Here is a 12,324-nt window from a genome sequence, read left to right on the forward strand (position 1 = left end):
TATTATTAACTAATTAATTTATTAATTTTACTTCGTTATACCTAATTATATTCATGGTTTTATTTAAATATTTTTAAAATTAGTTTATTGAATCAGTAAAATAAGTTAAATAAGTAAAATAAGTTAAATAAGTAAAATAAGTTAAATCGTAAACTGTAAAAATTCGTAAAAAAATTAAAATTGTTAAAAAATAAAAAAAGAAAAAATATAGAAATAAAATTATTTATTTCTATTTGAATTTGGAATTAAATAGTCGAATAATCCATTTAGTTTAAAGTAACTATTCTGAGCTTGTCAGGTCTTTTAATTACTCTGCTTGATTTAAAAGCAACTAAGGTTTTGATTCCTTTGGAGTATGCAATGTCGACTAATCTTTGGCTGATTACACCATCGAAAATAACGGTGTCTGCATCAGGATTGTCTTGTTTTAAATCTTCGTAAAGGGTTTCAACATTAGTTTCTTTTAATAAGTTTAAAGAATCATCGTAGATTTCACTGTTTCCAGTTCCTTCTAAATCTTTTAACATGTTCTTTAATAATTTTATTCTACTATCTTGGATTCTGTCGTTTTGTCTGTCTCTACGGCCTCTGGAATTTCTATCTTTTCCTCTGCGATCGTTTCTGCCGTTTTTTCTTTCGAATTTGTCTTTGCGATCGTTTCTGCCGTTTTTGTTTCCGTGAAATTTATCGGATTTGTTTAAGTTTTTTGCTCTTCTATCACTAGTTTTGCTAGTTCTGTTGATTTTGTTTTTTCCCACTTTACCTTGAGTGTCTAAATTGAAATCAAGGTTGTTTATTACTTGTTCAGTAGGAGCTTTGTCTCTTAAAGCAATTAAAACTTCTTCTTTTTCTAAATCTTCAACTTCTTTGCCTCTTGGCGCTCTGGTAATGTAGTCCACATCTCCAACTTGCAAGAGTTCTTTTAAGATTAATTCTCCGCCACGGTCACCATCAACAAATGCAGTTACAGTTCTTTTTTTAGTTAATTCAGCTACACTGGTAGGGATATTAACTCCTTCAACTGCGACAGTGTTTTTAATTCCGTATTTTAATAAATTTAAAACATCATTTCTTCCTTCAACAACGATAATTGCATCGGAAGTGTGTACATTTGGACCTGCAGGAAGTCTTTCTGCTCCGAATTCAGAAATTTCATGAACTCTCATGGATTCTCTGATTTCTTCAATCATTTTCATGCTTTCAGGAGAGACAGTTTCCATCATGCCCATATAAATTTCTTTTGCACGATTAATAACTTGTTGTCTTTTCACAGCTCTTACGTCTTCAACTCTAAGAACTTCAATAGAAGCTTCACAAGGACCTACACGGTTAATGGTTTCTAAGGATGCTGCAAGGATAGCAGTTTCGATTCTATCTAAGCTAGATGGAATTACGATTTCACCTTTTGCACGTCCGCCATTTGAGTGAATGATAACTTGGATCCTTCCTATTCTTCCAGTTCTTTGGAGCTCTCTTAAGTCTAAATCGTTACTTAAAAGGCCTTCAGTCTGTCCGAAAACCGCACCTACTACATCAGGTTTTTCTACGATTCCGTTTGCATTGATTTGAGCGTGAATAAGATATTTAGTTGTAGTTAATTCTACACCTTTTCCCATAATAAGCCTCCTTTGAGCTTTGTAATAGGATAATTTAAGGCTAGTTTTTCGTAGAATTGTTATCATAACCAATATCTATCATGATAATTTAAAACCTTTGATTATTTTTATCCATAACACATGAATAATCTTGTTTTTTTACATTCAGTTTTAAACATTTATAATTAATAATACCTCATTTTCTTAATTAAGCTCATCTTGAGCAATGATTTAAAATTAATTAGTCTAATTAAGATTTAGCATAATAACAATTTTACTACTAGCTTAATTATAATTAATTTTAATTAATAAATTGTAATCTATAATTTGTTAATTTATAATTGATTATAATTTTAAATTATACTGTAATTTGTAATAAATTGATTAATTAATTTTATAAATTAATTGATAAAAGCAGATACTATTTATTTATAGAATTTTTGAGTCTAAATAGACATTAGCTATTTAAAATCTTTGAAATATTCTATGATCAAATTCATATAAAAAAAGATATTTGTTTGATTAAAATTTAAAGAAAATCATTTAAATCCATAAATGGCATAAATGTTACCATTTTAATTTAGATTTGTTTTTTGTTTCTAAATTTGATAATGATCTTTTAATTAATCTCATGATTTTAATGATTGGTAAAAGTAGTTGAATATAATAGTTTAATTTATTTTTATATAAGCTAATTCAAATAACTCAATGAATAATTGTTCTTTTTATCTTATAATTAATGTAATCGTTTATTTAAGTAAAGATTTATTCTGAATTTATTTTATGATAATTAGTTTAATTTAATTAATAATAATCTATTTTCCTTTCACCTTAAGTCTTTAATTTTAATAATAATTGTAATAATCGTAATTAATAATGAATTAATTAATGTTTGAATTAATTAATAATGTAATTATAATTTCTATTATAATCTAATATCATTTTTATATGATTTTAGTATCCACATAATAATATCTTTATTATAATATATAAATTATTTTATATTTTTCTAATGAATTGAAAAATTCTTAAGAATTTTAGAAATATTTATTAAACATACTTTAGAAATTTAAGTGTAGATAATTAATTATTCTATTAATAATTTTTAATAATTTTTAATAATTTTATTTTTAAAAGAGGTGTTAAATTGGCTAAGATCACTCCTAAGACTTTATTGAAAAAATCATCCAAAGTGATTGACTTAGATGATGTAGATATTAGCAAATATGATTTTTCCATAGATGATTTGGATAATGAAAAAAGCAAGAATCATGCTTTATTGAAAAAGATTTTGGATTCAAGTTCTGCTTGTCAAGTGTCAGATGCTTACTCATCTGTCTCTGGCCGCAGCGGTGTTATTGATGGATTAAAACCTATGAATGACAATAAGGTTTATGGTAAGATATTCACTGCAAAGACCAATACTGATGATTGGGGAACTTCATTGATGGCTATGGACAATGCAGAAAAAGGTGAAGTCCTATTCATTTACACTTATGGAAAGCCTGCTTCCGTTTGGGGAGAGCTTGCTTCAACCTGTGCAGGTGAGAAGGGAATCGCAGGAACTGTTTTATACGGTTGGGCAAGGGATATGGATGCCCTTGTTGATTTGGATTATCCTGTATTTGCCCTTGATTATCTTCCAAATGCTGGAAAGGCATTAGGTCTTGGTGAAATTAACGTTGATTTGGAAATTGATGATGACATTATAAAACCAGGAGACTTCGTATTTGGAGACCAAAATGGTGTAGTGGTGATTCCTAATGAACTGTTTCATGAAACAATGGTGGCTACCTTTAACGTAAAGGTAAAGGAAAGCCATATCATTAAGGAATTGAAAAAAGGCAGATTATTATCTGAGATTATTGGTTTAAATAGATAATAATCTTTTTCTCTATTTTTTAAAGGCAAATTTTTCATTATTTTTTTATTTTATTTAATTTATTTTCTATTTTTATTCAATTATTATTCTATTTTCGTCTGTTCTAAAGTTTCTCCAATAGCATCATTAATGACTAAACTTGCTAAATTGTCATAAGGAGTTTCGCTTTTATTGATTAAAACCAATTTTGAGCCATTGAAGTAATTTACCAATCCTGCAGCAGGATAAACGACTAGTGAAGTTCCTCCGATTATTAATGTGTCTGCATTAGCTATGTAATTGATGGATGAGCTTAAAACATCATTGTTCAACGGTTCTTCATAGAGAACGACATCTGGCTTGATTATTCCACCACATTCACATCTAGGAACTCCATCGCTTTTTAAGATGAAATCCAAGTCGTATTCACTTTTGCAGAACTCGCAATAGTTTCTATGGATGCTTCCATGAAGCTCTAGAACATTTTTGCTTCCTGCCTTTTGGTGCAAGCCATCAATGTTTTGAGTGATGACTGCCTTTATCTTTCCTGCCTTTTCAAGTTCAGCAATCTTTAAATGAGCAGGATTTGGCTTTGCATCCTTGAAAATGAGATTTTCCTTGTAATAATTGAAGAACTCTTCGGTATGGCTTAAGTAGTAACTATGAGAAACGAGATATTCTGGACTGTGCCCATATTTTTCCAAGCTTTTAAACACTCCATTTTCAGATCTGAAATCAGGTATTCCACTTTCTGTTGAAACTCCTGCCCCTCCGAAGAATACAATATTATCGCTATTGTCTATAATTTCCTGTAACTCGCTAATTTTATTCATAATTTTATTTATGTTTTTGTTCACTATTATTTCTTATTATTCATCATTATTCTGATTATTGTCATTATTTCCTTTACTATCATTATTTCTTATTATTCATCATTATTCTGATTATTGTCATTATTTCCTTTACTATCATTATCTCTTTTTATTCTCTATCTAATTCCATAATCTTTATATATTACCCAATATAACTATTATTAATCAATTGTTTGTTGATTAGAGAATGAATATGGGATATATAAAGAGTTTTTATTAGGATTTTTTAGTAATCCTTTTTAAGAAGAAATTTTTTTATATATAAAGGCATCGAAATATTTATATACTATAATGTCATTATATTAAGATGTACTAATGTTTATTTTTAAGGTGATTTGATGAAATTTTTAGGAAACATCTCACACCTTGCCAATTCTGGAAAATTAATTGTCAAAACCACAAAGACTCCTCCTGCAGGAGCTTTTGTTTTTACTAATGATAAGCAGAAAATAGGTAAGGTATATTCTATTTTTGGCCCAGTTAAAAATCCATATGTTTCCGTAAATATTTTTAGGTCAGTAAATAGAAGAGATCTTGAAAGTAGACATGGTGAAAAGCTATTTGTTTCCACTAAAAGTGAAATGGAAAAGATGAATAGAAAAAATAAGAACTCTAAGTCTAAAAAGGGTTCAAAAGCTAATTCCAGAAATTCCAGGAATTCAAAAAATTCTAGAAGTAGGAAATCTAATTCAAGAAAAAGAAGAAACAAATAGTTTAATTTAAAAAACTTTTTTCTCTATTTATTTCTTAGAGAAAATTAAAAGTTTTTCTCTATTCATTTCTTAGAGAAAATTAAAGGCATTTCTCTATTTTTAGGGATAAAACTTAGTCAAATTGATATAATAGGAGAGATTAACACGAAAGAAGGATTATCTGATGAAGTTCTTCAAAATTCCAAAAGAACTTCAAGAAGAAGACAAAAAGATGACTCTGAGCCAGAAAAACAAACTGTATGTCCTCAATGTGGATCAACTGAATTGATTGGAGATTATGAAAGGGCAGAAGTGGTTTGTGCTAACTGTGGATTAGTTATTGATGAAAACCTTGTAGATATGGGTCCTGAATGGAGAGCATTCGACCATGAACAAAGAGACAAACGTACAAGAGTAGGTGCTCCTATTACTTACACTATTCACGATAAAGGTTTAAGTACAATGATTGATTGGAGGAATAAGGACATCTATGGTAGAGATATTCCTGCAAGAAACAGAGCTCAATGGTACCGTTTAAGAAAATGGCAAAGAAAAATCAGAATTTCCGGTGCTACTGAACGTAACTTGGCTTTTGCATTAAGTGAATTAGACAGAGACTCTTCAAGATTAGGTCTTCCAAGAAGTGTAAGGGAAGCTGCTTCTGTTGTTTACAGAAGTGCAGTGGAAAACAAGCTTATCCGTGGAAGAAGTATTGAAGGAGTTGTAGCTGCTTCTTTATATGCAGCTTGTAGAAGATGTAAAGTACCTCGTACTTTAGATGAAATCGCTGAAGTTTCTAGAGTAAGTAAAAAAGAAGTTGGAAGAACTTACAGATTCTTAACAAGAGAATTGAACATTAAATTACCTCCTACATCTCCAGTAGATTACGTTCCAAGATTCGCAAGTGAACTTGGTCTTTCTGGTGAAGTACAATCCAGATCCATTGAAATCATTGAAAAGGCAATGGAAAAAGGATTAACTTCCGGTAGAGGTCCAACTGGTGTAGCAGCAGCTGCATTATACATTGCATCTGTTTTATTAGGTGAAAGAAAAACCCAAAGGGATGTTGCAGAAGTTGCAGGTGTAACTGAAGTGACTATCCGTAACAGATACAAAGAACTTACTGAACAATTAGAAATGGGTGTAACTTTATAACACTCAATTCTTTTCTTTTTTTATTTCGATCATTTCATTTTTCAAGCTTTTTTTATCACATATATTTTTATTCGTATATTATGAAACTATTAAAAAAATTAAAATCATTTCTTAAAAAATTAATTAAAAAAAATTGATTTCATGTAAATCATGTAATTACATGAAGTAAAAAATAGTTTATTAAAAAAATAAATAAAAAAGGCTTATTTTTCAATTCAGGCACTAATAAAGCTTTGAATATTTTTCAATGCTTAAGTCAAGATCTTTTAGGATTTCAGTATTGTCCCATGGTTCGACCTTGTTTAGGTTTTCCTGATACTTGTCAAGATTATCTAAAAAGCTTTCAATCTTATTGACATCCAAGTCATCATGGGATTCTCCAAATCCTAACTTTTCAACATAGAAACCATTCAATATCTGTTCAAAGTTCTTATGGGCAGGAGTGCAGTAGATAGGCTTTTTAAGATATATTGCCTCTGAAATCATAGTAAACCCTCCGTTCACTATAATTGCCTTAGCTGTTCTCATGTCCTCAAAGATCTGCTTTTCATTAAATGACCTGTAAGTCAAGTTCTCATCGACATCATCCTTGTTGAAGCCATAAACGATGAATTTGTAATCAAGTTTCTTAAGCTCTTCCATAAGGTTTATGCTTGATTCTGCTGTTTGATAAACCAAAACATGGTCTCCTCCAACAGGTTCCAGTTTCATTATCTCTTCCCTTAATACTGGAGGGTAAAGTGCAGTCATGTTAGGATGCTTTAATGGAGGATAGAAGAATGTTGTGATTATGTGCCTTTTTGGTCTTAATATGTATGATTTGGTAACTGCCTTTGCAGTTAGCATATCCGCCCTGTGATGTGGAGGATAATCATATTCGCATTGGGTCAACATATGGATGTTGTCAAGACTGATCAATGGGATGTTCATGAGCTTGCTTAGCATACTTGCATAGTTCTCAAAGTCGGATATGATTATATTAGGCTTTATTCTCTTGCATTCCTTATATAAAACATTGTATCCTTCCTTTAAGTTTGTAGGATTTGCCTTCAATGCCTTAAAGAATGTTTTCTTGGTTCTAACCACGTTGTTCTCATAGACAGTATTGAATCCTCCAATCTCAAATACATTATCAAATTTATTGGATAGGAATTCATATGCCCTTTCACTGGAAAAGATATAAACATCATATTTTTTGGTTAAATGCTCTAGAATAACGCTGCTTCTGATTGCATGTCCCATTCCTTCTCCACAAACGGAATAGAAAATTCTTTTCCTGCCTTCAGAGCCTGCTGCCTCTTTAACGATAAGGCCAGTTTCCTCTTCACTGACTTCAATAAGTTCATTTTCTTTGATTTCTCTGTCCTTGAATTTATTGATTCTGTCTTTTAGCTTTCTGTTTCTGGATTTTTCAGCAATCTTTTCCATTTCAACACTATCAAGTGCAGATATTGGATCATGTCCAAACTCATAGCCTAAGTCCTCAGCTGAAGTTCTTTTTCCTCTAAAGTCATTTACAGTGCTTTTACCATATTGCTTAAGCAAGGTGTAAAGTCCTTCCTCTTCAAGTCTTCTGGTGGAAACACCGATTCTTGCATTTCTAAGAACTTTAAATTCACTGATTTCAGCAACACGTTCAATATAATCAGTGTCTTCTCCGAAGTTCAGGTTCTCATCAAAACCTCCAACTTCATCATGCAATTCCTTTTTGGAGATTATTCCATAGCATCCCGCTCCATGAGGCTTTATGTTTTCAACAGCTATCATAAACCAGTTTGCAAGGTCATGAAGATACTTGTCTCTTTTCTTTTCAGAAAGTGGGGTCATTTGGGTAATGGCTATTCCCAATTCCTCAGACTCAAACTCTTCAACTACATTGCTTAGGTAATTTTCAGTCAATTCCAAATCAGAATCTAAAAATAGTAATATTTCACCTTGGGCGACTTCTGCACCTCTATTTCTTCCAGGTCCCGGAAGCCCTCCTTCTACAACAACACAACCATAGTCTTTAGCAATCTCTCTAGTATTATCATCGGATTGTGCATCTGCAACAATAACTTCATAATCAGTAAAATCTTGGGATTTTATGCTTTCAAGCAATTTAGGAAGATATTCCTCTTCATTGTATGTGGGTATGATAATACTAATCTTCATTATAATCATCTCTGAATAATTAGATATGGTTGAATTGTTTTGTTTTTGTTATATATTTATTTAATAAAATTATTGTTTATAAATAATGATGATTTTTTTCATAATCTATTTATAAGTATGAATATATGTTCCAGCTAAGTGAGTACCAATCACATTTTCCATTCAAATCAATGGCTAAGTTATTTAACAATTCCATCTCATTATATTGATTTGAAAGATAAACTGTTGTTTTATTTTCATGATCTGTTAAATTTAATACATCGTATTGATTTAATCCATCAAGATCATGTGGGTAGCCTACATCTAATTCATAAGAATCTGGACAAGCGCCATAAAATGCGATTGAAAACCTTAATATGATGATTAGAATCAAAGCGATATGTGGAATCAAAATCTTCAAATACTTTTTAACTGATTTTCCGTTATCTCTCATTTTGCCTGATAAAACAGATTTAATTGTGATCAGTTCTTCATTTAATTGGCTTTTAATTGCATCTCTTTTATATTTTTCAGTTATATAATCTGAAAATCCTTTAAGTATTTCATTATTGTACATCAATATGAGTATCCCATAAATTCCTCCAACTGTTGGAGTTGCAAATAATCCTCCATCAATGAGTCCAATTATGCCGATTGTGATTGCAACTGCCAAAAAGATTCTTGGGGCTGCCTTTCGTCTTTGCAATGAAAGTACCATGACAATATAATTGATTGGAATTAATATGAATAGAAGACCAATTAAATCTGGAGTGTAAGCACTTAAGGAGCTTCCGGTATGGATTCCCGCTGGAATGTAAGTTAAAAGCATTCCAAGGATCATTCCAAATATTCCTTTGTATAAATGGGAATGGAGAATGCTTGTGCTTGTTTCACTTGGATTCATGATTACAAGAATTGTGTTCCAGTCTATTCCAAGTGAATTCCTTAAGTAAAATTCCATGATAATTCCTGCTATTGCAGTAAAGAGCAATATGATTAAGGATAACTTTAAGTAAAAATCCTTATCTTTCAGCATTTCTGGAATTTGGAGATTCTTAAAATAGTTGTATATCTTTCCATTGTCTCCAAGTGTGGATAATATTATGGTAATTCCTAAAAGGACAAAAAAGAGAATGTCTTTTCCTTTTGATGATCCCATTAGAAGCGGTTGGGTAAATGGTCTTATGAATTGGTCTATTCCACTTAAGAAGAATAGGAGAGTTCCAAAAATGATTAGAATTATTCCAAAAGGAATGTATTTATTTGTTTTCATAAGAATTTCCCCATAGCAAAAGCCATTTTAATTTTTCAATTTCTAAAAATCCATATTTTCAAATATTTATTTAAAACATGAAATACAATATTATTATAAGTTTTATTAATCATATAATTTATAAATTTTTATATTTTAACTTGAATTATTATATTTTAAAGTGTTATCATGTTTCCAATTAGCTTTTATATAGGTTTGATTTTAATAGGAATATTTGCAGGATTCGCTTCAGGATTGCTTGGAGTAGGTGGAGGATTCCTAATGGTTCCTCTGCAATTCTTCTTATTCAGTTCTGTAGGGGTTGACCCTTCACTTGCTATGATGGTGTCCTTGGGAACCAGTTTGGCAATTATCATTCCAACAGCATCCTCTGGAGCTTATCAGCATCAGAAAAAGAACAAATCAATCGTAAAACCAGCTATCAGATTAGCTGTTTTTGGAATTATTGGAGGATTTTGCGGTGGCCTTCTTGCAAATGTTGTTCCTTCAAGAATCTTGCAGATTATCTTTGCATGCCTACTCTTTATTGTAGCGTTGGATATGCTATTTGGCTCTCGAACTGATGGTGAAAAGGCATTGATTGATTTCAATATATTGAGTGCAGCAATTGTAGGTTTTTCAATAGGTATAATCTCTGGATTGCTTGGTGTAGGTGGTGGTGTCTTCCTGATTCCTGCCCTTTGCATATTGTTTGGATTCAGCTTGATTCAAGCTATTGGAACATCTTCAGTCTTCATAGCCTTGACAGCTATTGGAGGGCTCATTTCATATATTTACACAGGTTGGTCAGTTAATCCAATGCCATATTCATTAGGTTATGTGAGTTTGGTGAATTTTGTTCTCATTGTACTGTTTTCAGTGCCTATGGCAACAGTTGGTGCAAAATTAGTTTATAAAATGCCTAAGGAAAGACTAAAACAGATATTTTCCATAATCCTGATTTATATGGCAATAAAAATGATCGGATTTGATCCAATAGCTATTCTATTGGGATTGTAAAAAATAGAATATCATAAAAAAAGTTAAAAAAAGTTAAAAAAAATAGTATGAGTAATTTATAAATTATTTTTTAGTAATTATAAGGAACTCACATCCTCTTTTTCTTCAAATACGACTCCAGTTCCTCTAATAACCACTTGAGATATGTTTTCTCCCATGCTTGGACCTAATGTTTCAATTGCCATATTCATGTTCAATAGGCCATTGCATCCATCTGCCCTTAATTGCTTAATCAATTTCAACAATGCCTTATCTTCAGCAATTTTTGTACAAATAAGCAATTCCTTTTCTATTGAGTCTTCAATTCCAGATCTTATTTCTTCTCTTTGTTTAACGGAAAAGATATGGGTTGATTCGTAGACTCCTTTATATTCAATTATGTTCAATTCTTTAGGAGAATCTTCCATAGTCAATATCAAGACTCCTAAATTATTCATATCAAGTTCTCTGTCATAAAAACTGTGTATCTTTTTGGTTTGCTTTTCGTTATATGTCTCTTTAGTTTTTGGCTCTTTCTTGAAGATTTTCTCATATGTATTCCATAGGAAACGTGTAATCTTCTTGAAGACACCTGTAACGTGGGAGATAATAGCTAAAATTGTTGCGATAAGGAAATAATTCACAGCAATAGGAAATGCAGCTTGAAGGATTATGACTATGCTTCCTGCTGTAATGACATTGAATCCTAAAGTTGGGTTTGCTATGATGAATCCATAGATAACTGTAATTAAGAAAAGAATAAATGCACTGATTGCACCGGTACTTTCTTCAAGATACCTTTTTGCAGCTAGGCTTTCAGCATATCCTGCAAAAAGCGGGGATAAGACCAATCCGAAATTCCATCCGTAAATGTCGAAATGAGTGTATAGGCAAATTACATAGGTGACTATACCTACTATTATCCCTATATCAATGCATCCTAGCTCTTTTAGGAATACTTTTCTCTCCTCTTCATCCTTGAGACGTTTAGAGATGGATAAATCGTTAACTTTCTGTTTGATTTTATTAAGCATTTATTCACTCATTAAAAGTTGATTAAAAAATAGTTTAAGTTTATTTGTAACTTACAGCGGTTCCATATGCAGTTACTAAAATGGTGTTTCCCATAGTGCCTCCAAGGTTGTTATAGGATATCTTAAGCCCTATGATTCCGTTGGCACCAAGTTCCTTTGCCTTGTTTTCCATAATTTGGAATGCTTCATTTCTTGCTGATTCAAGCTCTTCAGCATAAGTGCTGGTTCTTCCTGCCACAACGTCTCTAACTCCAGAGAATAAGTCTTTATATATGTTGGATCCAATTAATGATTCTCCATTAACCAATCCATGATATTTTACAATGGTTTTGTTTTCTAAAGTACTTGTTGAGGACAATAACATTTTATCACTTAAAATTGTCTGATTTTAAAAAAATAATTATAATTTGACTTTTTGTTTTAAAAAACTATTGTTAGCTATTAAGTTTAATTAATAGCTATTTACTTGTTTTTTAATTTTATTTATTAATAGTTAATTTATTTAAAGAACATGAAATATGCCCATACGAGAATAAATACTACAATTACACCAAAGAGCATTATTCTGCTTTTTCTGATGTTTTTCTGATTTTGTTCTAATACTTTTTGACAATCTGCAGAGCATACTCTTTCTTTCATTGGTATTGGGGTGCCGCATACTGGGCAATGTTTATGTGGTTCTACCATATTTCTCACCTTTTTATTTTTTGATATTTAATTAGTTTAATAGT

Annotated in this window: 11 protein-coding genes; 4 read left to right on the forward strand and 7 right to left on the reverse strand. The window is 31.0% G+C overall.

What is annotated here, in order from left to right; genetic code table 11:
* Positions 1–266: 266 nt before the first annotated feature.
* Positions 267–1,616: a DNA primase DnaG gene (gene dnaG, locus QZU90_RS02915; protein WP_296855448.1), complete on the reverse strand. Its 1,350-nt coding sequence runs from the start codon at positions 1,614–1,616 to the stop codon at positions 267–269.
* 1,126 nt (positions 1,617–2,742) lie between these two features.
* Here dnaG and QZU90_RS02920 point away from each other — a divergent pair.
* Positions 2,743–3,477 (forward strand): RraA family protein, encoded by a 735-nt coding sequence (locus QZU90_RS02920; protein WP_296855450.1) that lies wholly within the window; start codon positions 2,743–2,745, stop codon positions 3,475–3,477.
* Positions 3,478–3,560: 83 nt separating this feature from the next.
* Here the strand turns inward: QZU90_RS02920 and QZU90_RS02925 are convergent, their stop codons facing one another.
* On the reverse strand, positions 3,561–4,289 hold the full coding sequence (locus QZU90_RS02925; protein ID WP_296855452.1) for an NAD-dependent protein deacylase: 729 nt from the start codon (positions 4,287–4,289) through the stop codon (positions 3,561–3,563).
* Between the two features lie 377 nt (positions 4,290–4,666).
* Here QZU90_RS02925 and QZU90_RS02930 point away from each other — a divergent pair, with 377 nt between their 5' ends.
* Both QZU90_RS02930 and QZU90_RS02935 read left to right on the forward strand, forming a co-directional pair.
* Positions 4,667–5,041, forward strand: coding sequence for a Gar1/Naf1 family protein (locus QZU90_RS02930; protein ID WP_296855454.1), 375 nt, complete (start codon positions 4,667–4,669; stop codon positions 5,039–5,041).
* Positions 5,042–5,170: 129 nt separating this feature from the next.
* Complete coding sequence (locus QZU90_RS02935; RefSeq protein WP_394349913.1) at positions 5,171–6,175, forward strand: transcription initiation factor IIB; 1,005 nt, start codon at positions 5,171–5,173, stop codon at positions 6,173–6,175.
* Positions 6,176–6,397: 222 nt separating this feature from the next.
* On the opposite strand, the gene QZU90_RS02940 is transcribed toward QZU90_RS02935, so the two are convergent.
* Together QZU90_RS02940 and QZU90_RS02945 are read right to left on the reverse strand one after the other, a co-directional pair.
* Positions 6,398–8,329, reverse strand: coding sequence for an MJ1255/VC2487 family glycosyltransferase (locus QZU90_RS02940; RefSeq protein WP_296855456.1), 1,932 nt, complete (start codon positions 8,327–8,329; stop codon positions 6,398–6,400).
* A gap of 109 nt (positions 8,330–8,438) precedes the next feature.
* Entirely contained in the window at positions 8,439–9,581 is a 1,143-nt protein-coding gene (locus QZU90_RS02945; protein WP_295607696.1) for a hypothetical protein, read from the reverse strand.
* A 168-nt stretch (positions 9,582–9,749) separates the two neighbouring features.
* On the opposite strand from QZU90_RS02945, the gene QZU90_RS02950 reads away from it, so the two are divergent.
* Complete coding sequence (locus QZU90_RS02950) at positions 9,750–10,580, forward strand: sulfite exporter TauE/SafE family protein (protein ID WP_295607693.1); 831 nt, start codon at positions 9,750–9,752, stop codon at positions 10,578–10,580.
* Positions 10,581–10,657: 77 nt separating this feature from the next.
* On the opposite strand, the gene QZU90_RS02955 is transcribed toward QZU90_RS02950, so the two are convergent.
* From QZU90_RS02955 to QZU90_RS02965, 3 genes are all read right to left on the reverse strand, one after another.
* A complete protein-coding gene (locus QZU90_RS02955; protein WP_295607691.1) occupies positions 10,658–11,593 on the reverse strand; it encodes a hypothetical protein in 936 nt (311 codons plus the stop codon).
* A gap of 40 nt (positions 11,594–11,633) precedes the next feature.
* A complete protein-coding gene (locus QZU90_RS02960) occupies positions 11,634–11,957 on the reverse strand; it encodes a YbjQ family protein (protein WP_295607688.1) in 324 nt (107 codons plus the stop codon).
* A gap of 134 nt (positions 11,958–12,091) precedes the next feature.
* Positions 12,092–12,280, reverse strand: coding sequence for a DUF2116 family Zn-ribbon domain-containing protein (locus QZU90_RS02965; protein WP_295607685.1), 189 nt, complete (start codon positions 12,278–12,280; stop codon positions 12,092–12,094).
* Between the last annotated feature and the right edge of the window lie 44 nt (positions 12,281–12,324).

Source organism: uncultured Methanobrevibacter sp., from assembly GCF_902784195.1.
In the GTDB taxonomy this organism is placed as follows: Archaea; Methanobacteriota; Methanobacteria; order Methanobacteriales; family Methanobacteriaceae; genus Methanobrevibacter.

What these genes read in the sequence shown, in the direction of transcription:
- QZU90_RS02950 (WP_295607693.1), top strand. Translation starts at nt 9,750, where the DNA reads ATGTTTCCAATTAGCTTTTATATAGGTTTGATTTTAATAGGAATATTT.
- dnaG (WP_296855448.1), bottom strand. Translation starts at nt 1,616, where the DNA reads ATGGGAAAAGGTGTAGAATTAACTACAACTAAATATCTTATTCACGCT.
- QZU90_RS02925 (WP_296855452.1), bottom strand. Translation starts at nt 4,289, where the DNA reads ATGAATAAAATTAGCGAGTTACAGGAAATTATAGACAATAGCGATAAT.
- QZU90_RS02955 (WP_295607691.1), bottom strand. Translation starts at nt 11,593, where the DNA reads ATGCTTAATAAAATCAAACAGAAAGTTAACGATTTATCCATCTCTAAA.
- QZU90_RS02930 (WP_296855454.1), top strand. Translation starts at nt 4,667, where the DNA reads ATGAAATTTTTAGGAAACATCTCACACCTTGCCAATTCTGGAAAATTA.
- QZU90_RS02965 (WP_295607685.1), bottom strand. Translation starts at nt 12,280, where the DNA reads ATGGTAGAACCACATAAACATTGCCCAGTATGCGGCACCCCAATACCA.
- QZU90_RS02960 (WP_295607688.1), bottom strand. Translation starts at nt 11,957, where the DNA reads ATGTTATTGTCCTCAACAAGTACTTTAGAAAACAAAACCATTGTAAAA.
- QZU90_RS02945 (WP_295607696.1), bottom strand. Translation starts at nt 9,581, where the DNA reads ATGAAAACAAATAAATACATTCCTTTTGGAATAATTCTAATCATTTTT.
- QZU90_RS02940 (WP_296855456.1), bottom strand. Translation starts at nt 8,329, where the DNA reads ATGAAGATTAGTATTATCATACCCACATACAATGAAGAGGAATATCTT.